This window comes from Streptomyces sp. NPDC088254 (assembly GCF_044740925.1).
Classification (GTDB): domain Bacteria; phylum Actinomycetota; class Actinomycetes; order Streptomycetales; family Streptomycetaceae; genus Streptomyces.
On the sequence record NZ_JBIURQ010000004.1, the window covers coordinates 488100 to 511767 of the forward strand.

27 protein-coding genes are annotated in these 23668 nt (G+C 72.3%); 9 read left to right on the forward strand and 18 right to left on the reverse strand.

What is annotated here, in order from left to right; translation table 11 throughout:
- Positions 1-304: 304 nt before the first annotated feature.
- Positions 305-1576, reverse strand: coding sequence for a GNAT family N-acetyltransferase (locus ACIOC0_RS15210; protein WP_402155453.1), 1272 nt, complete (start codon positions 1574-1576; stop codon positions 305-307).
- Between the two features lie 90 nt (positions 1577-1666).
- Entirely contained in the window at positions 1667-2443 is a 777-nt protein-coding gene (locus ACIOC0_RS15215; RefSeq protein ID WP_402155523.1) for an aerial mycelium formation protein, read from the reverse strand.
- 196 nt (positions 2444-2639) lie between these two features.
- On the opposite strand from ACIOC0_RS15215, the gene dtd reads away from it, so the two are divergent.
- Complete coding sequence (gene dtd / locus ACIOC0_RS15220) at positions 2640-3065, forward strand: D-aminoacyl-tRNA deacylase (RefSeq protein ID WP_130441841.1); 426 nt, start codon at positions 2640-2642, stop codon at positions 3063-3065.
- A 30-nt stretch (positions 3066-3095) separates the two neighbouring features.
- Here dtd and ACIOC0_RS15225 read toward each other — a convergent pair whose 3' ends face one another.
- Genes ACIOC0_RS15225 through ACIOC0_RS15235 form a run of 3 tightly spaced genes read right to left on the reverse strand, consistent with a single transcriptional unit; the run spans position 3096 to position 5116 of the window.
- Entirely contained in the window at positions 3096-4061 is a 966-nt protein-coding gene (locus ACIOC0_RS15225; protein WP_402155454.1) for a YgfZ/GcvT domain-containing protein, read from the reverse strand.
- 10 nt (positions 4062-4071) lie between these two features.
- Entirely contained in the window at positions 4072-4524 is a 453-nt protein-coding gene (locus tag ACIOC0_RS15230; RefSeq protein ID WP_351091788.1) for a transcriptional repressor, read from the reverse strand.
- Between the two features lie 16 nt (positions 4525-4540).
- Positions 4541-5116 carry an FABP family protein gene (locus tag ACIOC0_RS15235; RefSeq protein ID WP_130441834.1) on the reverse strand — a complete coding sequence of 192 codons (576 nt, stop codon included), beginning with the start codon at positions 5114-5116 and terminating at the stop codon, positions 4541-4543.
- A 253-nt stretch (positions 5117-5369) separates the two neighbouring features.
- Here ACIOC0_RS15235 and ACIOC0_RS15240 point away from each other — a divergent pair, with 253 nt between their 5' ends.
- Positions 5370-5732 (forward strand): DsrE family protein, encoded by a 363-nt coding sequence (locus ACIOC0_RS15240; protein ID WP_402155455.1) that lies wholly within the window; start codon positions 5370-5372, stop codon positions 5730-5732.
- A 10-nt stretch (positions 5733-5742) separates the two neighbouring features.
- On the opposite strand, the gene ACIOC0_RS15245 is transcribed toward ACIOC0_RS15240, so the two are convergent.
- The 8 genes from ACIOC0_RS15245 to ACIOC0_RS15280 form a co-directional block, all read right to left on the reverse strand.
- The gene (locus tag ACIOC0_RS15245) at positions 5743-6003 is read right to left on the reverse strand and encodes a DUF3099 domain-containing protein (protein WP_130441828.1); all 261 of its coding nucleotides are present in this window, start codon (positions 6001-6003) and stop codon (positions 5743-5745) included.
- A 100-nt stretch (positions 6004-6103) separates the two neighbouring features.
- Entirely contained in the window at positions 6104-6391 is a 288-nt protein-coding gene (locus tag ACIOC0_RS15250) for a DUF1416 domain-containing protein (protein WP_366723976.1), read from the reverse strand.
- 37 nt (positions 6392-6428) lie between these two features.
- Complete coding sequence (locus tag ACIOC0_RS15255) at positions 6429-7274, reverse strand: sulfurtransferase (RefSeq protein ID WP_402155456.1); 846 nt, start codon at positions 7272-7274, stop codon at positions 6429-6431.
- A gap of 140 nt (positions 7275-7414) precedes the next feature.
- Positions 7415-7498 carry an Ms5788A family Cys-rich leader peptide gene (locus tag ACIOC0_RS15260; RefSeq protein WP_350818853.1) on the reverse strand — a complete coding sequence of 28 codons (84 nt, stop codon included), beginning with the start codon at positions 7496-7498 and terminating at the stop codon, positions 7415-7417.
- A 247-nt stretch (positions 7499-7745) separates the two neighbouring features.
- Entirely contained in the window at positions 7746-8483 is a 738-nt protein-coding gene (locus ACIOC0_RS15265; protein WP_402155457.1) for a DUF2993 domain-containing protein, read from the reverse strand.
- A 136-nt stretch (positions 8484-8619) separates the two neighbouring features.
- Positions 8620-9972, reverse strand: coding sequence for a hypothetical protein (locus ACIOC0_RS15270; RefSeq protein ID WP_402155458.1), 1353 nt, complete (start codon positions 9970-9972; stop codon positions 8620-8622).
- 2 nt (positions 9973-9974) lie between these two features.
- Positions 9975-10229: a MoaD/ThiS family protein gene (locus ACIOC0_RS15275; RefSeq protein WP_130441819.1), complete on the reverse strand. Its 255-nt coding sequence runs from the start codon at positions 10227-10229 to the stop codon at positions 9975-9977.
- Positions 10230-10287: 58 nt separating this feature from the next.
- Entirely contained in the window at positions 10288-11139 is an 852-nt protein-coding gene (locus ACIOC0_RS15280) for an alpha/beta hydrolase family protein (RefSeq protein ID WP_402155459.1), read from the reverse strand.
- 234 nt (positions 11140-11373) lie between these two features.
- On the opposite strand from ACIOC0_RS15280, the gene ACIOC0_RS15285 reads away from it, so the two are divergent.
- The 7 genes from ACIOC0_RS15285 to ACIOC0_RS15315 all read left to right on the forward strand — a co-directional run bounded on the left by ACIOC0_RS15285 (position 11374) and on the right by ACIOC0_RS15315 (position 18390).
- A complete protein-coding gene (locus tag ACIOC0_RS15285) occupies positions 11374-12153 on the forward strand; it encodes a winged-helix domain-containing protein (protein ID WP_402155460.1) in 780 nt (259 codons plus the stop codon).
- A gap of 105 nt (positions 12154-12258) precedes the next feature.
- Entirely contained in the window at positions 12259-13281 is a 1023-nt protein-coding gene (locus tag ACIOC0_RS15290) for a LacI family DNA-binding transcriptional regulator (protein WP_356683944.1), read from the forward strand.
- Positions 13282-13428: 147 nt separating this feature from the next.
- Positions 13429-14715 carry a S1C family serine protease gene (locus tag ACIOC0_RS15295; protein WP_402155461.1) on the forward strand — a complete coding sequence of 429 codons (1287 nt, stop codon included), beginning with the start codon at positions 13429-13431 and terminating at the stop codon, positions 14713-14715.
- A 26-nt stretch (positions 14716-14741) separates the two neighbouring features.
- A complete protein-coding gene (locus tag ACIOC0_RS15300; RefSeq protein ID WP_402155462.1) occupies positions 14742-14900 on the forward strand; it encodes a hypothetical protein in 159 nt (52 codons plus the stop codon).
- A 102-nt stretch (positions 14901-15002) separates the two neighbouring features.
- Positions 15003-15737 (forward strand): response regulator transcription factor, encoded by a 735-nt coding sequence (locus ACIOC0_RS15305; protein WP_130441809.1) that lies wholly within the window; start codon positions 15003-15005, stop codon positions 15735-15737.
- Positions 15734-17179 carry an ATP-binding protein gene (locus ACIOC0_RS15310; protein WP_402155463.1) on the forward strand — a complete coding sequence of 482 codons (1446 nt, stop codon included), beginning with the start codon at positions 15734-15736 and terminating at the stop codon, positions 17177-17179. Before ACIOC0_RS15305 ends, ACIOC0_RS15310 begins: the two co-directional genes overlap by 4 nt.
- A gap of 95 nt (positions 17180-17274) precedes the next feature.
- Complete coding sequence (locus ACIOC0_RS15315; RefSeq protein WP_402155464.1) at positions 17275-18390, forward strand: pectinesterase family protein; 1116 nt, start codon at positions 17275-17277, stop codon at positions 18388-18390.
- 26 nt (positions 18391-18416) lie between these two features.
- On the opposite strand, the gene ACIOC0_RS15320 is transcribed toward ACIOC0_RS15315, so the two are convergent.
- The 5 genes from ACIOC0_RS15320 to ACIOC0_RS15340 are packed head-to-tail and all read right to left on the reverse strand — an operon-like array spanning position 18417 to position 23551.
- Positions 18417-19454, reverse strand: a complete 1038-nt coding sequence (locus ACIOC0_RS15320; RefSeq protein WP_402155465.1) for a hypothetical protein — start codon at positions 19452-19454, stop codon at positions 18417-18419.
- A gap of 8 nt (positions 19455-19462) precedes the next feature.
- Positions 19463-20680: an FtsX-like permease family protein gene (locus tag ACIOC0_RS15325; RefSeq protein WP_402155466.1), complete on the reverse strand. Its 1218-nt coding sequence runs from the start codon at positions 20678-20680 to the stop codon at positions 19463-19465.
- Entirely contained in the window at positions 20677-21372 is a 696-nt protein-coding gene (locus ACIOC0_RS15330) for an ABC transporter ATP-binding protein (protein WP_402155467.1), read from the reverse strand. Before ACIOC0_RS15330 ends, ACIOC0_RS15325 begins: the two co-directional genes overlap by 4 nt.
- Positions 21369-23039 carry a hypothetical protein gene (locus tag ACIOC0_RS15335; protein ID WP_402155468.1) on the reverse strand — a complete coding sequence of 557 codons (1671 nt, stop codon included), beginning with the start codon at positions 23037-23039 and terminating at the stop codon, positions 21369-21371. Before ACIOC0_RS15335 ends, ACIOC0_RS15330 begins: the two co-directional genes overlap by 4 nt.
- On the reverse strand, positions 23036-23551 hold the full coding sequence (locus ACIOC0_RS15340) for a hypothetical protein (protein ID WP_402155469.1): 516 nt from the start codon (positions 23549-23551) through the stop codon (positions 23036-23038). Before ACIOC0_RS15340 ends, ACIOC0_RS15335 begins: the two co-directional genes overlap by 4 nt.
- Positions 23552-23668 lie beyond the last annotated feature (117 nt).

Genomic DNA, 23668 nt, shown 5'->3' on the forward strand with positions numbered 1-23668 from the left:
ACTACAACTTCTCGCCATCTTGCGGCAGTTCAAGGAGAGATGGTTATAGGACGCTTCCAAACGGACATAAGTACAGTGAAGTTGGCTGCCAACTTCAACAACGTGGTCAAACTTTCAGACGGTTGGCCGGTCGGGCTTCCTTCCGGAGGGGAGCCGGGAGCCCGCGCAGGCCGGCACCGAGGCACAGTCACAACTGCAGATCGCCCGCACAGCCACAACTACAGATCGTTGTCACCCGCACAGCCACAACTGAACAAGCACGGAGGAAACGACAGCCACGGCTACGGACGAGCTGGAAGGAGCCTCAGAACATGTCCGGGCACCACGGTCGCCCGGGCGTACGCAGCAGGGCGTCGGCCTCACGGGCGGCGCCCGCTCGTTCTTCCCGGACCCGGCCCAGCGCCGCCAGCCGCGTCACCGACTCGTCGCCCAGCCACAGCCTCGCCAAGTCGGCCACGTCCAGGGCGAGATCGGCCGTACGGGTCGTCGGCGCGCAGGAGACGCCGTCCCCGGACGCGTCCAGCAGATAGCGGCCCCCGGCGAGACCGCCGCCGTCGGCCACCTCCAGCACCAGCGCCCCCGACGCGCCGTACGTCCTCGCCTCGAGCGCCCGTACGACGTCCAGGATCCGCACCCACAGCCAGTCCGCCTGCGTGGTGACGGTGGCCGCGCGCGGGTCGGGCAGCAGCTGCGGCAGCAGGTCGTCGGGGCCCCGCCAGCCCGACTTCACCCGCACCACCCAGTCGATCGAGCAGAGGTAGTGCCACAGCGCGCGCTCCGCGGCCGGCGTCGAGGTGATCAGCCAGCGCACCGAGGCGGTGTTCAACGGCTGCTTGGCGTCACCCCACTTGTCGTCCGCCCGGTAGGAGACCAGCCCCTGCACCTCACCGTCCGCCGAGCGGTACACCGCGTAGAACGGCTCGGTCCACGAGGCCTCCCCGTGCAGCCGCAGCACGCCGGTCTCCACCTCCCACCAGTGCTCGGTACGGCTCACCGCGCCGGGCTGGGCGAGGCGGAGCCGCTCGTGCAGTTCGGGGCCGACCTTGCGGGCCTCCTCCCCGTCGACCAGGTCGACGCGGCCGCCGTCCTCCGGGCCCGACCAGCGCGGGTCGAGGCCGGAGCGGGGCACGTCCACCGACCACTCGGTCGACGTGGTCGCCGGGCCGAAGCCGTAGCGGCCGTAGATCCGGTACTCGGCGGCGATGAGGGTGGCGACGACGTCGCCGCGTTCCTTGGCGGCGGCCAGGTCGTCGGTCATCAGCCGGGTGAGGAGGCCCCGGCGGCGGTGCGTCGGGGAAACGGTGACGGCGGAGACGGCGTCGGCGGGGACCTGGGCGCCGCCTACGGCGGTCAGCTCCTGGGGGAACGAACGGAAGGTGGCGACGCACCGGCCCGCGTCCAGGGCGGCGGAGACGCGGGAGCCGGTGAGGTTGGTGCGGCGGTCGGCGATCTCACGGTCGGTGATGGCCGCGCTGCTGAGGAAGCCGGTGTTGACCGCGCGCATCCAGTCGGGGAGTTCGGCATCGGTGATCCGGCGTACTTCTATCGGGGCGTTGGCGTCGGCTCGGGAGGTCATGGGAGCCACGGTAGGCGGGGCCGGGCGAGAGGTGCGGGGATTTTTTCCGCCCCCGCCGCCCCTCCCGCGCCGTCCCCGAAGGGCCTCGCCTCACGCTTCCCCGGAGGGGGCGCTCCCGGGCGGGCTGTCGCACACGAGCAGGTCGTCGACCTGCGCCTCGCCCTCCCGGTACCTTCGCGTGATCTCCGCCCCGCAGCCGTCGGCGGTGCGCTGGAGACCCTGGCGGCGGCTGGAGACCTGCTGTTCGTACCGGACCAGACGGGCCATCGCCTCGTGCAGCTCCTCGTCCGTGCGGGCGTCCAGGTCCGACAGCTCGACCTCGGAGAGCATCTCCGCGGCCAGCCTGCCGTACTCCTCGCTGGACGGGGTGCCCATCGTGACGTGCCGGGCGGAGGAACGGTGGCGGGCCGGGGCGTCGGTGAGGATCTCCGGGAGCCGGGCCACCATGGACGCCTCGGCCGGCGCGGGAGCGTCCGCCGGGGCCCGCCGGGCCAGCTCCGCGCGCAGGATGTCGATCCGCCCCTGGAGCAGCCGCCGTACGTAACTCAGGTCGGCCTCGTCGCGCTGGGCGTCCCGGCGCAGGGTGCGCAGCTCGGGCAGGCTCAGCCGGGGCAGGTCCGGCGCGGGCGGCTCGACGGGAAGCGCGCGGGGCGGGCTGTCGGTGCGCTGTACCGGGGGGCGCTGGGGGCGGGCGGCGGCGCGACCCCCTGTCGGCCCCGCGCCGGTGCCGGTGCCGCCGGCACCCGTGCCGCCGGTGCCGGTGCCGCCGGTGCCGGTGCCGCCCCCTGTGCTGTCCGCGCCGGGGGCGCCCTCGCCGGTGGACGCCGCGCCCCCCGGGCAGCGCCCGGTCGGCTTCGCGGCGCTCACTGTGCTCACGGTGCTCGAAGTGCTCATGTACCTCTACCGTCCCCTCGACCGGCGTGTGGGAGCATCGTGCCACCCCAAGTGGCCGCAATGTGACTGAGTGCCCCCGAACGGCCTCAGATAGGGCCGTAAGGACCCCTAAGGATCAAAAAGCGACCCCCCGGCCGTCGGTCGGCGGGGGCACGGCATGATGGGGCGCATGCGTGCGGTGGTGCAGAGGGTGGACGGCGCGAGCGTCGTCGTGGACGGCGAGACGGTCGGCGCGATCGACGGCGAGGGGCTGTGCGTGCTCGTCGGGGTCACGCACGAGGACACCAAGGAGAAGGCGGCCCAGCTCGCCCGCAAGCTGTGGTCGGTCCGGATGCTGACCGACGAGCGCTCGTGCAGCGACGTCGACGCGCCGCTGCTGGTGATCAGCCAGTTCACGCTCTACGGCGACGCCCGCAAGGGCCGCCGCCCCACCTGGAACGCGGCCGCCCCCGGCGACGTGGCCGAGCCGCTGGTCGACGAGGTGGTGGCGCAACTGCGCGCGCTGGGCGCGACCGTGGCGACGGGCCGGTTCGGCGCGCAGATGCGGGTCTCCCTGACGAACGACGGCCCGTTCACCGTGCTGATCGAGATCTGAGCGGGGCTGCCGGGCGAGGTCCGAGCGGGCCTACGGCTCGACGACGACTTCCTGGGCCGCGGCGGTCTCACCGGCGATGAGGCGGGCGTCCACCGGGACGTTCCGCTTGACCAGGGCCAGCGCCACCGGGCCCAGCTCGTGGTGGCGCGCGGACGTCGTCACGAAGCCGATCTTGCGGCCGTCGGGGCCCTCGTCGGCGGTACGGATCTCGGTGCCGGCGGGCGGGAGGTGGACCTCGCTGCCGTCGAGGTGGAGGAAGACCAGGCGGCGCGGGGGCTTGCCCAGGTTCTGGACCCGGGCGACCGTCTCCTGGCCCCGGTAGCAGCCCTTCTGGAGGTGGACCGCCGTACCGATCCAGCCCAGCTCGTGCGGGATGGTGCGGTGGTCGGTCTCGAAGCCGAGGCGCGGGCGGTGCTGTTCGACGCGCAGCGCCTCGTAGGCGAGGATCCCGGCGGCGGGGCCGGACTTCGCGGCGTACGACTCCAGGTCGGCGCGGGGCAGGAAGAGGTCCCGGCCGTGGGCGGTCTCGCGGACGACGACGTTCTCGGGGACCTCGGCGATCGAGCCGGCCGGCAGGTGGACGACCGCGAAGTCGGCGGTGCGGTCGGCGACTTCGACCCGGTAGAAGAACTTCATCGACTCCAGGTACGCGATCAGCGCGTCCTGCGTGCCGGGTTCGACATGGGCCCAGACCGTGGCGCCGTCGTCGACGAGGTAGAGGGCGTGTTCGATGTGGCCGTTCGCGGAGAGGATCAGCGCCTCGGTGGCCTCGCCGGTGGGCAGGTCGCTGACGTGCTGGGTGAGCAGCAGGTGCAGCCAGCTCAGCCGGTCCTCGCCGGTCACGGCGACGACCGCGCGGTGCGAGAGGTCGACGAAGCCGGCGCCGTCGGCGAGGGCGCGCTGTTCGCGGAACAGGTCCCCGTAGTGGGCCGCGACGCCTTCGTCCACGCCCTCGGCGGGGACGGCGCCGGGCAGGGACAGCAGGGGGCTCTTCATGAACGCAAGCCTACGACCCGGCGGTCGGACTCTCGGCGGCCCCGGCCTTCCGCGTGCACGCCTCGCAGCGGCCGAAGATCGCGAAATGCTTCATGTCGGTGTCGAAGCCGAAGGTCTCGCGGAGCTTGGCCGTGAACTCGGCCGCCACCTGCACGTCCGCCTCGATGACGTTCGAGCAGTCCCGGCACACCAGATGGATGTGATGGTGCCGGTCGGCGAGATGGTAGGTCGGTGCGCCGTGCCCCAGATGGGCATGGCTGACCAGCCCGAGCTCCTCCAGGAGCTCCAGGGTCCGGTACACGGTGGAAATGTTGACCCCCGACGCCGTCTTCCTCACTTCCACGAGGATGTCGTCGGGGGTCGCGTGCTCCAGGGTGTCCACGGCTTCGAGGACAAGCTGTCGCTGCGGCGTCAGCCGGTAGCCGCGCTGCCTGAGGTCGCTCTTCCAGTCGGTGCTCACCACACCGACGAGTCTAGGACTACTTGAAGAAGGCGATGCCGTCGTCCGGCATGTCGTCGGGCAGGGCCTTGGCCCAGCGCTCGACCTCCTCCGGGGTGACGACCTTCTTCAGGTGCGCCGACATGTAGGGGCGCAGCTCGACCTCGGGGGTCTGCTTCTCGCCGACCCACATGAGGTCGCTCTTCACATAGCCGTACAGGCGCTTGCCGCCGGTGTAGGGGCGGGAGGCGGCCGTGCGGGCCACGGCGTCGGTGACCAGGTCGATCTGCGGCTTCTTGTCGGCCAGCTCGCCGTACCAGATCTCGATGACGCCGTCGTCGCGGGTCATCGTCACCTCGACCTTGCGCAGGCCGTCGATCCGCCAGAAGCCGGACTCCGACTCCAGGGGGCGGACCTTGTTGCCGTCACCGTCCAGGACCCAGGTGTGCGAGCGGTACTCCAGGAAGTCCCGGCCGTCGTGGCTGAAGGTGACCTCCTGCCCGAAGTTGCACTTCTCGGAGCCGGGGAAGTCGTGCACGCCCGCGCCCGCCCAGGTGCCCAGCAGGAAGGCGAGGGGGACGAGGTCCTTGTGGAGGTCGGACGGGATCTCGATCATGGGTGACAGTTCCTAGACGGTGGTCAGCGCTGGCCCTGGTACAGCTTCTTCACGGTCAGGGCGGCGAAGGCGAGGACGCCGACGCAGACCAGGACCAGCAGGGCTTCGAAGAAGATCTCCACGGGGTGCTCCTCGCATGAGCGCGGTTCGGTACGACACAGGGCCGCCCCCAGCTTACGCGGCCACCCCGACGCCCTCCGCGCGAGGTGCGCCCGGGGGACGGCCGAGGAGCGGCTCCGACTACGATTCGGGAATGGCGAAGAAGCTTGTGCTGAAGGTGACGGCGGGGGCCGACGCTCCTGAGCGGTGTTCCCAGGCGTTCACCGTCGCGGCGGTGGCCGTGGCCAGCGGGGTCGAGGTGTCGCTGTGGCTGACGGGGGAGTCGGCGTGGTTCGCGCTGCCCGGGAAGGCCGCCGAGTTCGAGCTGCCGCACGCCGCGCCGCTGCCCGACCTGATCGAGTCGATCCTGGCCGGCGGGCGGATCACGCTGTGCACGCAGTGCGCGGCCCGGCGGGACATCGCGGAGGGGGACGTCCTGGAGGGCGTACGGATCGCGGGCGCGCAGGTGTTCGTGCAGGAGGCGCTCGGGGACGAGACACAGGCGCTCGTCTACTGAGACGCGCCGCTCACGGGTGGCGCTTCCTGCCGTCCAGCTCGTCCCACCACTCGTCGGACTTCGTGTCGCCGGACGGGGCGTCCCACCAGCGGTCCTCGGGGCCGCGCCGGTTGGCGACGATCGCCGCGAGCGGCGGGATGACCATCGCCACGACGCACATCCCGACGGCCACCGGCGTCGACCAGAGGCGCACGACTCCCCAGGCCAGGACGAACAGGGCGACGCAGGTGCCCATCATGGCGAAGTAGAGACGCCTCCTGCGTGCGTACATACGTCCAGCGTAGGCGCACGTCCAAGGGCCGCACCCCAGGCGTCCAACCCGCGGGGTGCGGCCCTTGCGACCGTCACGTCGTGCCTCGGAAGGCGACCTCTCAGACGGCGATCGCGACCTCGGCGAGGCCACCCTGCCGGGCGACGACCGTGCGGTCGGCGCTGGCGCCGGGAACGAGGGCGCGGACGGTCCAGGTGCCCTCCGCCGCGTAGAAGCGGAACTGGCCCGTCGCGGAGGTCGGGACCTCCGCGGTGAACTCGCCGGTCGAGTCCAGCAGACGGACGTAGCCCGTCACGGGCTCGCCGTCGCGGGTCACCTGACCCTGGATCGTGGTCTCACCGGGCTTGATCGTCGAGGCGTCCGGGCCGCCGGCCTTCGCTCCACACATGCTGCTACTCCAGAGTTCGTTGAAAGGTCGGGGGTGGTTACTTGTTGGCGCCGAGCTCGATCGGCACGCCGACGAGGGAGCCGTACTCGGTCCAGGAGCCGTCGTAGTTCTTGACGTTCTCCACGCCGAGCAGCTCGTGCAGGACGAACCAGGTCAGCGCGGAGCGCTCGCCGATGCGGCAGTAGGCGATGGTGTCCTTGGCGAGGTCCACCTGCTCCTCGACGTAGAGCTCCTTGAGCTCGTCGTCCGACTTGAAGGTGCCGTCGTCGTTGGCGTTCTTCGACCACGGGATGTTGCGGGCGCTCGGGATGTGGCCCGGACGCTGCGACTGCTCCTGCGGCAGGTGCGCGGGGGCGAGCAGCTTGCCGGAGAACTCGTCGGGCGAGCGGACGTCGACCAGGTTCTGCGAGCCGATCGCGGCGACGACGTCGTCACGGAAGGCGCGGATGGAGACGTCCTGCGGCTTGGCCTTGTAGTCGGTGGCCGGGCGCTCGGGCACGTCGGTGCCGTCGACCAGCTCGCGGGCGTCGAGCTCCCACTTCTTGCGGCCGCCGTCGAGGAGCTTCACGTTCTCGTGGCCGTAGAGCTTGAAGTACCAGTAGGCGTAGGACGCGAACCAGTTGTTGTTGCCGCCGTAGAGGATCACCAGGGTGTCGTTGGCGATGCCCTTGGCCGACAGGAGCTTCTCGAAGCCCTCCTGGTCGACGAAGTCACGGCGGACCGGGTCCTGGAGGTCCTTGGTCCAGTCGATCCGGATCGCGTTCTTGATGTGGTTCTTCTCGTACGCCGAGGTGTCCTCGTCCACCTCTACGACGGCGATGTTCTCGTCGTCCAGGTGGTCCTGCAGCCAGTCGGCGTCGACCAGGACGTCGCTGCGGCTCATGCTTGTTCTCCTCCGGGGCAGTTGCGGCGGGGGTGGGATGAAGAAGGGTGCGCGGCCGGGACTCGCCTGCGGCCGGGCGCACGGATGCCCTCGAGATCGAGGGCGCCGGGAGGGCGCGGAAGGCGGGCGGCGCCTTGCGCTCAGAAGGGGCGACAGAGCATGGCGGCGACGCGGCACAGGTCTACTGCCCGCCGCTTCGTGAGATCCGCCTGTCGCTGCATCATGCTGCCGATCGTAGGGACGGAAAGGGCGGCATGTCATCAGCGTGCCGAATGGTGAGATGCGATCGTCCGCATTTCGGGACGGGTGGAGAAACGACGACGCGCCCGGGCCGTCGCGGGACGGTTTCCGGGCGCGTGCGGGGGCGCTCGTATCTACGGTACGGACGGCGGCGTCTCGCTTGTCGGACACTCGCCCCCCGGAAGGCTCCTCTGATGACCGGAACCTCGCGGGAATCGTCCGAGAACGGCCCTACCCGGCCAGGCGGACGTTCGAACCCTTCACCGAGATCTCCACGCCGTCGGCCGCCGCCTCGACCTTGTCCAGCTTGATGCCGCCGGGCAGGTCGTCGATCTTCTGCTGGAAGTCGGTGATCGAGCGCACCTCGTTCTCCGCGGCCCGCACCCCGCCGAAGCTGGGCAGCGTGTCCGCGTGCACCCGGACCGTGTCGCCCTCGACGGCGACCGAGCTGAGCACGGTGAGGGGCTGCGGCAGCTTGTTGCCGAGAACGGACGCCTCGACCGTCACCTTGATCTTGCCGTTGCCGCCGTCGGACAGGCCCACGACCCGGGCGGTGACGCCCGGCCCGACCCGGTTGGGCTCCGACTTGGCGGCCTTGAGCAGCTCGGCGTACGAGATCGACGCGCTGCCGGTGGCGTCGGCGGCGGTGGCGGAGCTGAAGTCGCTGGAGAACGCGACGCCCTTCATGTTCGCCTGGAGGTCCTGGATGCGGATCTTCTCGCCGCCCGTGCCCGCCGTCGCCTCGTAGTCCTTGATCCCCACCTCGACGTCGTCCAGCTCGCCGCCGGCGACCTGGGTGAGGAAGGGGAAGCCCTTGATGGACACCTCCGGCGTGGTGGCGAGGCCCTCGTTGGCCTTCAGCTTCTCCGCGGTCTCGTCCTCCGCGAAGTTCACGGCGAGACGGTCGGCGATGACGAAGAGACCGCCGAGGATCACCACGACGACCAGCAGTATTCGAAGCGCGCGCATTGCGGTTGGTCCCCCACCCGGGTGTGTCCGACGCACAGTTCAGTGCCCACACACGGTAACCCCCTGGTGAGGGGTGACCAGGAACTGTCGCCCACCTGTGACGGTGGGCGACCCCGTCGCAGCGCGGCCGGATGGCTCAGGCCAGGGACCGGCCCAGGATGTACACCGCCGGGGCGGCGGCAGCCAGCGGCAGGGCCACGCCCGCCGTGAAGTGGACGAAACGGGACGGGTAGTCGTAGCTCGCGACGCGGTGGCCGATCAGCGCGCAGACCGCCGCCCCGGCGCCGAGCAGCGCGCCCTTCGCGCCGAGGCCGGTCATCCCGCCCACCGCGATGCCGGCGCCCGCCGCGGCGAGCAGGGCGACCACCACCGACACCGGCGTCGGCAGCGGCAGGGCCCGGGCCAGGGAGGCCACGGCGACGGCCGCCGCGCCGACGGTCACCGCGTCGGGGTCGGCCCCCAGGTGACCGGTGGCGACGATCGCGAGGGCCGCGGAGGCGACCGTCGCCATCAGGCCGTACATCCGCTCGTCGGGGTCGGCGTGCGAGCGCAGCTGGAGGACCAGGCAGAGCAGGACCCAGACGCCGAGTGTGCCGAGGATGGCCGCCGGGGCGTTCTCCCGGCCGGCGACGAGCAGCGCCGCGTCCGCGGCCAGCGCGCCCAGGAAGGCCAGCGCGATGCCCTGCCGGGCCGGCCACATGCCGTTCAGCCGGAACCAGCCCGCCGCGGTGACGGCCTGGAGGACGACGACCGGCACGAGCAGCGCGTACGTGCCGACGGCCGCCGTCGTGGACAGGAGCAGTCCGAGCAGCGCGGTGAGCGCCGCGGGCTGCATCCCGGGCTCGATGATCGGCGACCGTCCTTCCAGCCGGGCCCGCTGGGCGTCGGTGACACGGGCGTTGCCGGCGAGGGTGGCGGGACCGTAGCCGCGGCTGTCGCTCCCGGGCGCGGCGGGGGCCGGCTCGGCGGGCGCGCCGACGGGGGACTGCCCGGGGGTGCCGCCGTGGGCCGGCTCGGCCGTGGGGCCGTAGGCGGACGGCCCGTGCCCGTGAGGCGCGCCGTGGGCGGGCTCGTGCCCCGCGCCGGACTCGGGTGCGTAGGGGTTGCCCGGCACAGGCGTGTGGGACGGCTGCTGCGTGCCGTAGGGCGACTGGTGCTGCCAGACCGTCGGGGCGCCGGTCTCCGGGGGGAGTGTGCCGGGCTGCGGCGGGAGCGCGCCGGGCTGGGGGGCGGCGCCGTACGCGGGCGCCTCGCCCGTCTGCTGCGGCAGGTACGCCGTCTGCGCGGCGTCCGTCACGCCGAGCTGCGGCTGCACGCTGGTCTCCCAGGTCTGGCCCTGCCACTCCTGCGTGTACTGGAGGTCGGCCTGCTGGTCGTCGTACCCGTACTGCTGCTGCCCGGGCCACGCCTGCTGCGGCTGCTGTTGCTGCTGGGCATAGGGGTTCTCCCCCTCGTGGCCCTGCCCCTGTCGATACGGCTGGTCGCTCATCCTCACCCTCCTGCGAACGGCGGGAGCACCTCGACCGTGCCGCCGTCGGCCAGCCGTACCGTCTCATGTGCGCGGGTGCCCACCGGGTCGCCGTCGACGAGGAACGAGCACCGCTGCAGGACGCGCGCGAGGTCGCCGGGGTGTCGCTCGCGCGCGGCACGGAGCGCCTCGGCGAGGTCGGCCGCTTCGTGCGGCTCCTCGGCGACCCCGGCCGCGGCCTTGGCGGCCGCCCAGTAGCGCACCGTGACCTTTGCCATGCCGTTCCTCTGGTTCCTGACTCGAATACTCGATCTGTCGACGCTCGACAGGCTCAGGCTAGCCCGCCCGGGAGACGGCCCAGTCCCCGATCCGGGCGAGCAGCGCGTCGGCGGCGGCGTTCTCGGCGTGGCCCATGCCGTGCTCCAGCCAGAGTTCGCCGTGCTCGCCGGCGGCCTCGGCCAGCATCAGGGGGTGGTCGAGGGGGAAGTAGCCGTCGCTGTCGCCGTGGACCAGGAGCAGCGGCGTCGGTGCGATCCGCGGGACCGCCTCGGCCGGGGAGAGCGGCACCGGCTTCCACTCCCGGCGGTGGATCCGCGTGCGGAAGCCGTAGCGGCCGACCAGGCGGCCCGCGGGGCGGGTGACCAGCCAGTGCAGCCTGCGCATGGGGGCGGTGCCCCGGTAGTACCAGCGGGCGGGCGCGCTCACCGAGACCACCGCGTCCACCGTCCCCGGGTGCAGCGCGGCGTGCCGCAGCACCACCGAGCCCCCCATGGAGAAGCCGACGGTGATCACACGCGCGTGGCCGAGCCCGCGGGCCCACTCCACGGCCGCCGCCAGGTCGAGGACCTCGCGGTCGCCGACGGTGGAGTGCCCGCCGGAGCGGCCGTGGCCGCGGAAGGAGAAGGTGACGACCGCCCCGTACGCGGAGAACGCCGACGCCACCCGCCGAACATGCGGCCGATCCACGTCCCCGGTGAATCCGTGCGCGATGACGAACACCGGGTGACGGGAACGCGTGCGTCCGGTGCCGGAAAGAGGACGTGACGTGTGGTGCGCGACCTTTCCCGGGTCGTACACGGCGTCGATGGAAACGCCGTCGGCCGTGCGCAGAAACGTCCGGGAAGGCGGGTGCCCGTCCGTCTCGGAGTGCGGACGACCGGCCCGATGACCTGCCCGGCTGCTGCTCATGTGGGCTATTGTGCTGGACAGAGGACTCGGGCAGCGTTGCCCCCGGGTCCTTTTGTGCTTTCGGAAGCGTTGTATACGAAGCGGGAAACTCCAGGTGACCGCCGGTGTACGGGCCCCCGGGAACGCAAAGCCGAAGTGACGCAGTACCCGCGTACCGCAGTACCGAAGCAGCGCGGTGCCGAAGTGCCGCAGTACCCGAAGCGTCCTCGCAGGGACCGAGGAGGAACCAGACGTATGAGTTCTCTGCTGCTCCTGACCAACGCCCTCCAGCCGTCGACGGAGGTGCTCCCCGCGCTCGGGCTGCTGCTGCACAACGTGCGCGTGGCTCCGGCGGAGGGCCCCGCCCTCGTCGACACCCCGGGCGCCGACGTCATCCTGATCGACGGGCGTCGTGATCTGCCGCAGGTCCGCAGCCTCTGCCAGCTGCTGCGCTCCACCGGCCCCGGCTGCCCGCTGGTCCTCGTGGTCACCGAGGGCGGCCTCGCCGCCGTCACCGCCGACTGGGGCATCGACGACGTGCTCCTCGACACCGCAGGCCCCGCCGAGGTGGAGGCGCGCCTGCGACTGGCCATGGGCCGCCAGCAGATCGTCAACGACGACTCCCCGATGGAGATCCGCAACGGCGACCTGTCGGTCGACGAGGCGACGTACTCCGCGAAGCTCAAGGGCCGCGTCCTCGACCTCACCTTCAAGGAGTTCGAGCTGCTGAAGTACCTGGCCCAGCACCCGGGCCGGGTCTTCACGCGCGCGCAGCTGCTCCAGGAGGTCTGGGGCTACGACTACTTCGGCGGCACCCGGACCGTCGACGTCCACGTACGGCGGCTGCGCGCCAAGCTCGGCCCCGAGCACGAGTCGCTGATCGGAACCGTCCGCAACGTCGGTTACCGATTCGTTACGCCCGAGAAGATCGACCGCGCCGCGGACGAGAGCAAGGACAAGGCGGACCGCTCAAAGGCGGAGGATGCGGACAACACGCCTTCGCTGAACGCCGAAGAGGTCTCGGCAGAGGCCTAGTACCGGCCGGTACCCGCGACGGCCGCCCGGGGAGCGCGCGGCGGCCGCGCGGGAAGGCGCTTTCACGCCCTGCCCGCAGCGGGTCCATCCGCGTAGACTCCGCGCGTGGCCAAGGTGACTAGGGACGATGTAGCGCGGCTGGCAGGGACGTCCACTGCCGTGGTCAGCTATGTCATCAACAACGGACCCCGGCCGGTCGCCCCGGCCACGCGCGAGCGGGTACTCGCCGCGATCAAGGAACTGGGGTACCGGCCCGACCGCGTCGCCCAGGCCATGGCGTCCCGGCGCACGGACCTCATAGGCCTGATCGTGCCGGACGCGCGCCAGCCCTTCTTCGGGGAGATGGCGCACGCGGTGGAACAGGCCGCCTCCGAGCGCGGCAAGATGGTGCTCGTCGGGAACTCCGACTACATCGGCGAGCGCGAGGTCCACTACCTGCGCGCCTTCCTCGGCATGCGGGTCTCCGGCCTGATCCTCGTCAGCCACGCGCTCAACGACAACGCGGCCGCCGAGATCGACGCCTGGGACGCCCGGGTGGTCCTGCTGCACGAGCGGCCGGAGGCCATCGACGACGTCGCCGTCGTCACCGACGACCAGGGCGGCGCGCAGCTCGCCGTACGCCACCTGCTGGAGCACGGCCACGAGTACGTCGCCTGTGTGGGCGGCACCGCGGAGACCCCCGCCGTCGGCGACCCCGTCTCCGACCACGTCGAGGGCTGGCGGCGCGCCATGGCCGAGGCCGGGATCAGCACGGAGGGGCGGCTCTTCGAGGCCCCCTACAACCGGTACGACGCCTACCGGGTGGGCCTGGAGCTGCTGTCGGGCCCGAACCGCCCGCCCGCCGTCTTCTGCTCGACCGACGACCAGGCGATCGGCCTGCTGCGGGCCGCGCGCGAACTGCGCATCGACGTCCCCGGCGAGCTGGCCGTCGCCGGCTTCGACGACATCAAGGAGGCCGCGCTCGCCGACCCGCCCCTGACCACGGTCGCCTCCGACCGCCCGGCGATGGCCCGCGCGGCGGTGGACCTGGTCCTGGACGACGGGCTGCGGGTCGCGGGCTCACGCCGCGAACGGCTGAAGGTGTTTCCGTCGCGGCTGGTCGTCCGCGGGTCCTGCGGCTGCTCGTAGGCGCGCGGCCCCGGTTGTTTCATGAGGGTTCCCTGAGAGGGCTCTCAGGGAACCGAGAGGCGTCTTCATGCCGGGCGGACGAGGTTCTGCCGTGGTTCTCAGGGAGCACTCAGGGACCTCTCATGGTCGGGCGCGAAGCTCGCTTCCATGACCGAGAGCATCCGCCGCAGCGGCGAACACGACGCGTACGGGAACCACGCGAACCCTCAGCAGGGCGCCCCGCAGCACGCCTCCACCCCCGTGAACCCCGAGTGGCCGCCTCCGCCGGCGTACCGGCCGGCGGCGCGGGCGGCTGAGCCGGCGGGGGTGTGGCAGCGGGAGCCGCAGGTGCAGGCGCCGAGCGGGGACGGCGGGGGCTTCGCCGGCTCCCAGGTCGGCGGGGGCTCCGGTGGTTCTGGGACCGGTGAGGGCTTCTCCGGCTCCGGAGTCGGCGGGGGCTCCGGGGCGGGCGAGGGCTTCGGTGAAGGCGGAGGCTTCGGTGAAGGCGGAGGCTTCGGTGAAGGCGGGGGGACCGCGCTTCTCAGCCCTGTGCCGGCCGGCCCCACCGCGCCGAAGAAGAAGCGCACCCGCGGCCCGCTCGCGCTGCTCGCCGCCGTGGCGATCGTCGCGGCCGCGATCGGCGGCGGCACGGCCTTCGGCATCCAGGAGCTGACCGGCAAGGACCAGGTCGTCTCCTCCTCGACCACCACCAGCGTCGTCCCCGCCGGCAAGACCGGTGACGTCGCCGCCATCGCCGCCGCGGTCAGCCCGAGCGTCGTGGAGATCAACGCCACCCTCGCGGGCGGCTCGTCCACCGGCTCCGGTGTGATCATCACCGGCGACGGGGAGATCCTCACCAACAACCACGTGATCTCCGGCGCCTCCTCGATCAAGGTGAGGACGAGCGACGGCAAGCAGTACACCGCGCAGGTCGTCGGCACGGACAGCGCCAAGGACCTCGCGCTGATCAAGCTGCGGAACGCCTCCGGTCTGCGGGCCGCCACCCTCGGCGACTCCGCCGGCGTCCAGGTCGGTGACACCGTCGTGGCGATCGGCTCCCCCGAGGGCCTCACCGGCACCGTCACCAGCGGCATCGTCTCCGCCCTGAACCGCGACGTGACCGTATCGACGGACGAGAACCAGGGTCAGCGGCAGCAACAGCAGGGCGGCGGCTGGCCGTTCGAGTTCGGCGGCCGGGAGTTCAACGGCGACACCGGATCGTCCACGACGACGTACAAGGCGATCCAGACGGACGCCTCGCTCAACCCCGGCAACTCCGGTGGCGCGCTGATCGACGCCCGCGGCGACATCATCGGCATCAACTCCGCGATGTACTCCGCGGCCAACGCGTCGTCCTCCTCCGACGCCGGCAGCGTCGGCCTGGGCTTCGCCATCCCGATCAACACCGTCAAGGCCGACCTGGCCTCGCTGCGGGCCGGCGGCTCGGACGACTGACCCCTTCGACCAGCACGGAGCGCGTCATGGTCAAGCAGGTGACGACGGCGGTGCCGACGCGGGCCCCCGAGGTGGCGGCGACCGCCGGGGCGACCGGCGCCGCGACGACGACCGCCGCCGCGGCGACCACGTCGGCCCGCCGCTCCACCGCACCCCGACGCCGCCGGACCGTGCGGGTCCGCTGAGTCCGGACACGATCCCCGCACCCGCCGGGAAGCATGCGAGGCTGAAACCGTTCAGACCGTCCGGCCTCCCGTCCTCCCACCGCACCCGAGGAATCCACGCCCATGAGCCCCGCCGAAGGCGACCGTGACCCGCAGCGCATCCTGATCGTCGACGACGAGCCGGCGGTGCGCGAAGCACTCCAGCGCAGCCTCGCCTTCGAGGGTTACGCCACGGAGGTCGCCGTCGACGGCGCCGACGCCCTGGAGAAGGCGACGGCCTACCGCCCCGACCTGGTCGTCCTCGACATCCAGATGCCCCGCATGGACGGCCTCACCGCCGCCCGCCGCATCCGCGGGGCCGGCGACACCACGCCCATCCTCATGCTGACCGCCCGCGACACGGTCGGCGACCGGGTCACCGGCCTCGACGCGGGCGCCGACGACTACCTGGTCAAGCCGTTCGAACTCGACGAGCTGTTCGCCCGCGTCCGCGCGCTGCTGCGCCGCAGCTCCTACGCGGCGGCCGCCACGGAACACGTCCAGGAGGACGACGCCCTCACCTTCGCCGACCTGCGCATGAACCTGGCCACGCGGGAGGTGACCCGGGCCGGGCGGCCGGTGGAGCTGACCCGGACCGAGTTCACGCTCCTGGAGATGTTCATGGCGCACCCGCGCCAGGTCCTCACGCGCGAGCAGATCCTCAAGGCGGTCTGGGGCTTCGACTTCGAGCCGTCGTCGAACTCGCTCGACGTGTACGTGATGTACCTGCGCCGCAAGACCGAGGCGGGCGGCGAGCCCCGGCTCGTGCACACCGTGCGGGGCGTGGGTTACGTGTTGCGGCAGGGCGGCGCGGAGTGAACAAGCTCGTACGGCGGCTGCGGACCCTCCCCATCAGGGCCCGTCTGTCGATGCTGGTCGCCGCGGCGGTGGCGTTCGCGGTGGCGGCGGTGTCGGTGACGTGCTGGTTCATCGTGCAGGGGAAGCTGTACGACCAGCTCGACGGCGACCTGTTGAAGACGGCCCAGCGGCCGGGGCTGCTGGATCAGGCCCAGAGCGTTCTGACCGGCTGTCCTCAAGAGGTACAGGGCGGCGACGCCCGCGGTTTCAGCGGCAACCAGTACTTCCAGGTGGTCCGCGCGGACGGCACTGTCTGCGTGAACCCCTACTCGGTGGGGAAGGTCAAGGTCTCCGGCACCGACAAAGACGTCATCAGCAACGCCGCCGCGAACGGTGACGGCGTCTACCACGACGGCACCGACGAGAACGGCGACCCCGTACGAGTCTTCACCGTGCCCCTGATGACCAGTGACGGTCCCGCGGCAATCGCCATCGCCACCCCTCTCAGGAGCACCCACTCCACCCTCAACGAACTCGCCCTCATCCTCCTCCTCGTCTCCGGCATCGGGGTGGTCGGCGCGGGCGCCGCCGGTCTCGCGGTCGCCCGGGCCGGGCTGCGCCCCGTGGACAAGCTGACCGAGGCCGTCGAGCACGTGGCCCGGACGGAGGACCTCGGCATCCGTATCCCGGTGGAGGACGAGAGCGACGACGAGGTCGCCCGGCTCTCCCGTTCCTTCAACTCGATGACCGCCTCCCTCGCCGACTCCCGTGAACTGCAGCAGCAGTTGATCGCCGACGCGGGCCATGAACTGCGCACGCCCCTGACGTCGTTGCGCACGAACATCGAACTGCTCACCCGCAGCGAGGAGACGGGCCGCCCCCTCCCCGCCGCCGACCGCAAGGCGCTCCTCGATTCGGTGAAGGCGCAGATGAGCGAACTGGCCGCGCTCATCGGTGACTTGCAGGTCCTGTCCCGCTCGGAGGGGCAGCGGGGTGAGCGCGTCCAGGTGGTGTCCCTGGAGGACACCGTGGAGTCGGCCCTGCGCCGGGCACGGCTGCGCGGGCCGGAGTTGACCATCACGGCGGCCCTGGAACCCTGGTTCACACGGGCGGAACCGGCGGCCCTGGAGCGGGCGGTGGTCAACATCCTCGACAACGCGGTGAAGTTCAGTCCCGAGGGCGGGACGATCGAGGTGCGGCTGACCGACGGCGTGCTGACCGTCCGCGACCACGGTCCCGGCATCCCCGAGGACGAACTCCCGTACGTCTTCGACCGGTTCTGGCGCTCCCCCGGCGCCCGCGCCCTCCCCGGCTCGGGCCTCGGCCTGTCGATCGTCGTCCGGACGGTACGGGAGGCGGGCGGACAGGTCACGCTGGCCCGCGCGGAGGGCGGCGGCACGGTTGCGACCGTCCGTCTGCCGGGCGCACCCGTGCCGCCGCCGGAGGTTCCCGAAGCTCCGTAGGGCGGCAACCTTTTCCGTAGCGAGCGGCGACCCCCGCATGACCCGCACGTCGTCAGGGTGGTCCCTCCCCCTCGCACGGAACGGAAACCCCACACATGAGCGACTTCCGCCGCACGACCCCTCACCGCCGGCGCGGCGCCGCCGCGGTGAGCCTCCCGCTGGCGCTGGCCACGACCGGCGCCTTCGCGCTCGCCTTAGGCGCGGATCTCGGACTGTTCGGCGCGGACGCGCAGCGCACGGCGTCCGCGGCCGTCGCCACGACCCTCACGGTCGCGCAGGACGGCTCCGGCCAGTACAGGACCGTGCAGGCCGCGGTGAACGCCGTACCGGCGAACAACCCTTCCCGCGTCGTCATCTCGGTCAAGCCGGGGACGTACCGGGAGCTCGTCAAGGTCCCCTCCAACAAGCCGCACGTCACCATCCAGGGCACGGGCGGCAACCGCAAGGACACGGTGATCGTCTACAACAACGCGTCGGGGACGCCGAAGCCCGACGGCTCGGGCACCTACGGCACGGGCGGCAGCGCGACCGTGGCCGTCGAGGCGGACGACTTCCAGGCCCGCAACGTGACCTTCTCCAACGACTTCGACGAGGCCGCCCACCAGAACATCGCCCAGCAGGCGGTCGCCCTGCGCACCGCCGCGGACAAGGTGGTCCTGGACGGCGTCACCGTCAGCGGCGACCAGGACACCCTGCTCCTGGACACCGCGTCCAAGGACCGGCTGGGCCGTGTCTACATGGCGAACTCGTCCATCGTCGGCAACGTCGACTTCATCTTCGGCCGGGCCACCGCGGTGATCGACCGGTCGGTCATCACGCTGAAGAAGCGCTGGAACGGCACCTCGGCCGGCTATGTCACCGCCCCCAGCACGGCCGCGAACCGCAAGGGCATCCTGATCGCCAACTCCACGGTGAGCGGCGACGTCTCCAGCCGCAGCTTCTACCTCGGACGCCCCTGGCACGCCGGCGGCGACGCCACCCTCGACCCGCAGGCCACGGTCCGCAACACCACCCTGAGCGCCGCGATCAGGACCGCCCCGTGGACGGACATGAGCGGCTTCTCCTGGAAGGACGACCGCTTCGCGGAGTACCGCAACACCGGCGCCGGCGCGGGCCCGGCAAGCAGCGACCGTCCCCAACTGACCGACGCCCAGGCAGCGAACCAGGAGATCGCGGACTGGCTGGCGGGTTGGACGCCGTCGGCGTCATAACGCCCCCCGGCCGCCCCGAGCCGGCGTCAGGCGTCCAGCAGGGTCCCCGGCAACGGAAACCCCCGCACCCGCCCGGCCGCCGGCTCCACCCGGGTGACCGCGTTCTCCGTGTAGACCAGCCAGCCCGCCGGGCTCCAGGTCAGCGCGTGGGACGCGGTCATGCCGGCGATGCGCACCCGGTGCCGCTCCCCGCCGGTGGCGGTGTCGATCTCGATCACCTGGGTGCTGTCGCCCTCCGCCACCGCCAGAACGACGGACGAGCCATGGGCTGCCACGCCGTCGACCCGGCCGCCGGCCACGGTCACCGTGGTCGCGTCCTCGGTCCGCGCGAGGGTGGCCCGTACGCCGCCGGGCGAGCGGCCGACGTCCGACCGCACGATCACCGGACGGCCCCCTGGGCAGGCGAGCCCCACGATGTCCTCTCCGGCCGGGACCGTCACCGGCCTGACCTGCCCCGCGGTCAGCTCGGCCACCGTCACCCGAGTGCCGCCACCGAGGCAGACCGTGTCCGAGCCCGGGTCGGAGGCCGCCAGCGCGACGGAGCCGGGGACCTTCAGCTCCCGCAGGGTGGACCAGTCGGCGGGGTCGCGGACCAGGACGGTGGACGCCGGGGCCCGGCCGGCGGTCTCGGCGTCGGGCAGCGACGCGACCTCGGCGACCAGGGTTCGGCCGGGCAGGACCTGGCGCAGCCGCTCGTCTCCGGGCAGGCTGTCGAGGACGCGCTCACGGCGGTTGACCAGATAGCGCCGGTCGGGGCCGTGCCCCTCACGGGGCACGCTCACCAGCCAGCGGCCGTCGGCGAGCCGGACGAGACGGGGGTTGAGCGTCTCGGTGTCGTCGGACCGCTGGGGCACGACCGCGAGACTCCGGGCACGCGCCCGGCGGGGATCGACTCCGACCACCGTCACCAGTCCGTCCACCCTGGTCAGCGCGAACGTCGTGGCACCCGACCAGTCGTGCTCCAGCTCCGGGCCGCCGGGCCCGGCGCAGGCGGCGGCCAGCAAGGCCGCCGGGCCGGCCAGTGCGACGCCGAGGCGCACCCGCGTGCCGTTCGAACGGGCCATGCCCGGGCTCACCAGTCCCTCATCGCGTCGGTCGGCGACATCCGAGCCGCCCTGCGGGCCGGACCGAGCGCGCCCGTCACCACCACCAGCAAGGTCACGGCCACAAGGGTGAGCACGGTCCCGGGCGCCGGCAACGGAACCCAGCTCTCCGCATAGGGCGCGAGATCGGCGCTGCCCCGCATCAGGGCCGCGCCCACGCCGCCGAGCAGGACGCCGAGCACCGTGCCGGCCACCGCCGCGACCGTCCCGGCCAGGGCCATCTCGGCGACCAGCATGGTCAGCACCGTCCCGGTGCGGAACCCCACCGCCTTGAGGACGCCGATCTCCTGGACCCGCTGCCGCGCGAGCGCGCCCGTCACGGTGACCGCGCCGGCGAAGGCCAGCACGGCGAGCACCGCGAGCAGCACCCGCCCGGCCGTCTTGACCAGCTCCAGCACGGCCGGCAGCGCGTCGAGCTGTTGACGGAGGGTGAGAGCCGGGTAGCCCAGCTTCTGCACCGACCGCATCACACCGGGCACGTCGGCGGCCGTCTCGGCGACGACGGTCAGCTGGTCGTAGCCGACGGTGCTCAGGTAGCGGTCGGCCGGTTCCCCGGCGCGCTCCGCCGCCCAGGCGACCACGTCGGCGTCGGCGGCGTAGGCCGCGTCGGGGCCGTCCAGTTGCCAGGCTTGGTCGTAGACGCCGACCAAGCGGGCGTGGCGGGTGACGCCGACGCCCTCGCCCGGCCGTACGTAGCGGATCGTCTCCACCTCGATCTCACGGCCCACCAGCCGGCTCAGGTCCACCCCCTGGGAGACGGCCGGGGCGACGATCTCGCCGGGCCGGAGAGGGAAGAGACGGGCGCGGACCGACTTGGTGACCGGCGGAGCGAGCGCCGCGCGGTACGTCGTCGCGTACAGCAGCGCGGTGACCCCGGTCGGCGTGGACACGCCGAACGACGCCTGCGCCCGATGCTGCACAGAGGCGACGTGCGGGAGTCCAGCCAGCCGGGCCGCCGTACGCGTCGTCAGCGGCGCTGTGCCGGGGCGGCCGTCGGGCCGGTCCACGGTGACGCTGCGGTTGGCGGCGCTCTCCTCCACCCCGGTGTGGGTGGCCCGCCGCGCCGTGTCGGCGATGCCCAGCGCCCCGAGGCAGACGGCGCCCCCGACGGCGACCAGCGCGACGAGACCGTACATACGGCGGCGCAGCGCGCGGGCGTTGGCCCACGCGAGCAGGAAGACGTTCACGCGGCACTCCCCTCGGGCGCGGGCGCGCCGGAGTCCAGCCGGTGCACCGTGTCGGCGGCGCCGGACACGACCGGGTTGTGCGTCACCAGCACGACGGCCCGCCCTTCGTCGGCGAGTTCGCGGAACAGGTCCAGGAGCAGCCGCTCGGCGGCCTCGTCGAGGTTGCCGGTGGGTTCGTCCGCCAGTACCAGGGGCGGATCGTTGATCAGGGCGCGGGCGAGCGCGACCCGTTGCTGCTCCCCGCCGGACAGCTCGCCGGGAAGGTGCCGGGCCCGCCCGTCCAGCCCGACGCGCTCCAGGAGCCGCCGGGCCCGCTCCTCGCTCCGGGCACGGGGGCCGGCGTGCGGCAGCAGGACGTTGCGGAGCGCCGAGTGCTGCGGCAGCAGGTTGTACGCCTGGAAGACGAACCCGATCCGGCGACGGCGCACATCCGCGAGCGCGCGGTCGCCGAGCCCCGTCATGTCGGTCCCCTGGACGAACACCCGGCCGCTGTCCGGCACGGTCAGCAGGCCGAGGATGTGGAGCAGCGTCGTCTTCCCCGCTCCGGAGGGGCCGACGAGGGCGCTGATCTCACCGGCCCGCACGGTGAGATCGACGTCTTTGAGAACGTCGATCCGCTGCCCGCCCTGCGGGTGGGACCTGTTCCGTACGTAGGACTTGCGGACGGCCTCGGCCCTCAGCAACACGTTCACCACACTTCCGCCCGCCTTCCGGTCCCGCCGCCCGCGCTCGTCAGCCGGCCCACGCGGCCGTGCAACTGCCGGTCGAGGGCCCGCACGCCCCACGTGGTCTTGAGGTCGCAGGCGGTGTCCCCGCCGCCGACCTGGAACAAATCGGGCAGCCCGGGGCAGCCCTTGTACGCCGGGACGCCCCGTGCCAGGGCGGCCCGCAACGCCCCGTCGGGTGCGCCGCCGAGCACCGCGTGAGCCCGTGTGACCAGCGTGTAGTCGTAGACCGAGGCGAACGACTCCGGCTGGCGGGCCCACCGTTGGAGGCGGTCGGACGTGATCCAGCCGGGGACGCGGTCCCGTCGCCCCGCGTCCGTCATGCCGATGACGACGGTGGCCGCGGCGACCGCCCGGTCCGGTGTGTCGGGTCGCCACGGGACGACTCGGGGGGCGGTGATCCGGACGCCGGCGTCCGCGCAGTCGAGGGCGATGCGCTGCCATCGGGTGGCGTTGCGCTCGGTCACGGTGGCGGGCAGCACCGCCTCATCGGCGCACAGGCGTTCCGCCTCGGGAGGCGGTGGGCCGCCTCCGCCGGCGACCCTGCGCAGAGCGGCGCGGCTGAGACGTTCCACGGCGTCCTGGCCGGCGGCTCCCGTTCGCTCGTCGCGGTCGAGTGCCGCGACGAGGCGTGGATCGGCGAGGGGGCGGCCGCTGAGCGCGCGCAGCCGTTCGACGAACAGGGAGGTGTCCGGGTTGCCGACATAGGAGTGGGAGTCCCGCACGGTCCCGTCGGCGAGCCGCTCACCCTCCAGCCGTTCGATCACGGGCGTGAACACGCTCGCAGGGGAACCGGCCGCCTTCAGGACGTGGACGAGGAAGTACAGGTGCTCGTAGGAGAGGACCGGCGCACCCGCCCGCAGGATGGCCTCCCAGCTCCGGCGGCGGATGACGGGCCGAAGGCCGGCCGCCTCCCGGATCAGGACGTGGTCATAGGTGTCGTTCAGCCGCGCAGCCCGGACCTCAGGCGTCAGGGTGGCCCAGTCGTGGGTGCTCGGCGCGGCGATGGCCGTGAGGGCTTCCGGTACCGGCTGGTCGAGCAGCCGCAGGGCGCAGGCCAGCGCGGCGCTTTCGTCGAGAGGCCGTGGGGTGCGGGCCAGCGAGTTCAGCCAGGCAGCGGTCCCGGGCGCGCCCCGCCGGCCGAGCGACCGGAGTACGTCCAGTGCCGCCCAGGTGGCTCCCAGCCGTGCCGCGTCCCCGTCGTCGCCCAGCGCGGGGTCGACGTACCAGCCGCCTTCGGTGCGCAGCTCTTCCACGGCTGTTACGTCGTCCAGGCCGAGTGCCCTCCGGGCACCGGCCTGCCGCAGGGGCACGAGCCAGGTCCGCCCCCACAACGGCGAGGACTCCAGCGCCTCCTGACGCATCGCCGCGACACGCGCCGCGGAGAGTTTGGTCCGGGCGCCGCGCCCCAGCTCCGACAGGGTGCGCAGGGCGTAGGACTGCGCCTCGGGCGCCGCCCGTGACTCCCGCAGGAAGGGCGGGTAGTGAAATCCGTTCTGCCGGCTGATCAGGACGTCGAACCCGTCGCTCGTGCCGGACCGGCGGGCCACCGGAGGCCTCCCGTCCTGCTGTCCCGGCATGCCCATGCACGAGGCCAGCAGGACGGTGCAGAGCGCCGCCCCGGCACCGGTCAAGAGGCGCCCGCGTAGGCGCACTTCTCGCTGACCCTGATCGCACCGGCCACATGCGCGGAACCGCAACTGCGCGTGGAGACATACATGGTGCCCCGGCTCGGGCGCATCTGGCCGAAGGTGTCGGAGATGCTGGCGTTGGTGTTCTTCCAGCGCACCACGCCCAGGGACTTGCGCACCATCGTCAGCGTCGCTTCGGGATTCTTCGAGATCGAGACGGACACACGGACGCCGTGGGCCTCGAGTTCGGCCCGGTTCTGGATCCAGCGGGCCATCTTCGGACGCTTGCCGGACATCCGCGTGGACGCCTTCCAGTCGCATGCGTTGGTGTAAAGGGTGCAGTGCCAGGCATTGATGTCGATCTTGTTGCCACCCGGCAGACCTACGGACGTGGAAGCCGAGGTCGCATGCGTGGGCGTCGCCGAGAACACGAGCGCCACCGCCGCCAGCACGACGGAACAACCGCGCACGAGGCGCGCACCTTCTCTCTTGCTCATGGCGATCGTCTCCTGCATCGATGACACGTGGCCGGGCCCCCTTTCCTACAGCCGCCGAGGCGGACACACACAGGGCCGCTCACTACCAAGAGTGACGAACGTCCGAATGTGCCTCCTGAAGGGTCAGAATCAGGA

Bases quoted from the DNA above. Each gene is read 5' to 3' on its own strand.
- ACIOC0_RS15210 (WP_402155453.1), bottom strand. From the start codon at position 1,576: ATGACCTCCCGAGCCGACGCCAACGCCCCGATAGAAGTACGCCGGATC.
- dtd (WP_130441841.1), top strand. From the start codon at position 2,640: ATGCGTGCGGTGGTGCAGAGGGTGGACGGCGCGAGCGTCGTCGTGGAC.
- ACIOC0_RS15225 (WP_402155454.1), bottom strand. From the start codon at position 4,061: ATGAAGAGCCCCCTGCTGTCCCTGCCCGGCGCCGTCCCCGCCGAGGGC.
- ACIOC0_RS15235 (WP_130441834.1), bottom strand. From the start codon at position 5,116: ATGATCGAGATCCCGTCCGACCTCCACAAGGACCTCGTCCCCCTCGCC.
- ACIOC0_RS15240 (WP_402155455.1), top strand. From the start codon at position 5,370: ATGGCGAAGAAGCTTGTGCTGAAGGTGACGGCGGGGGCCGACGCTCCT.
- ACIOC0_RS15245 (WP_130441828.1), bottom strand. From the start codon at position 6,003: ATGTACGCACGCAGGAGGCGTCTCTACTTCGCCATGATGGGCACCTGC.
- ACIOC0_RS15250 (WP_366723976.1), bottom strand. From the start codon at position 6,391: ATGTGTGGAGCGAAGGCCGGCGGCCCGGACGCCTCGACGATCAAGCCC.
- ACIOC0_RS15255 (WP_402155456.1), bottom strand. From the start codon at position 7,274: ATGAGCCGCAGCGACGTCCTGGTCGACGCCGACTGGCTGCAGGACCAC.
- ACIOC0_RS15260 (WP_350818853.1), bottom strand. From the start codon at position 7,498: ATGATGCAGCGACAGGCGGATCTCACGAAGCGGCGGGCAGTAGACCTG.
- ACIOC0_RS15265 (WP_402155457.1), bottom strand. From the start codon at position 8,483: ATGCGCGCGCTTCGAATACTGCTGGTCGTCGTGGTGATCCTCGGCGGT.
- ACIOC0_RS15270 (WP_402155458.1), bottom strand. From the start codon at position 9,972: ATGAGCGACCAGCCGTATCGACAGGGGCAGGGCCACGAGGGGGAGAAC.
- ACIOC0_RS15275 (WP_130441819.1), bottom strand. From the start codon at position 10,229: ATGGCAAAGGTCACGGTGCGCTACTGGGCGGCCGCCAAGGCCGCGGCC.
- ACIOC0_RS15280 (WP_402155459.1), bottom strand. From the start codon at position 11,139: ATGAGCAGCAGCCGGGCAGGTCATCGGGCCGGTCGTCCGCACTCCGAG.
- ACIOC0_RS15285 (WP_402155460.1), top strand. From the start codon at position 11,374: ATGAGTTCTCTGCTGCTCCTGACCAACGCCCTCCAGCCGTCGACGGAG.
- ACIOC0_RS15295 (WP_402155461.1), top strand. From the start codon at position 13,429: ATGACCGAGAGCATCCGCCGCAGCGGCGAACACGACGCGTACGGGAAC.
- ACIOC0_RS15300 (WP_402155462.1), top strand. From the start codon at position 14,742: ATGGTCAAGCAGGTGACGACGGCGGTGCCGACGCGGGCCCCCGAGGTG.
- ACIOC0_RS15305 (WP_130441809.1), top strand. From the start codon at position 15,003: ATGAGCCCCGCCGAAGGCGACCGTGACCCGCAGCGCATCCTGATCGTC.
- ACIOC0_RS15315 (WP_402155464.1), top strand. From the start codon at position 17,275: ATGAGCGACTTCCGCCGCACGACCCCTCACCGCCGGCGCGGCGCCGCC.
- ACIOC0_RS15320 (WP_402155465.1), bottom strand. From the start codon at position 19,454: ATGGCCCGTTCGAACGGCACGCGGGTGCGCCTCGGCGTCGCACTGGCC.
- ACIOC0_RS15340 (WP_402155469.1), bottom strand. From the start codon at position 23,551: ATGCAGGAGACGATCGCCATGAGCAAGAGAGAAGGTGCGCGCCTCGTG.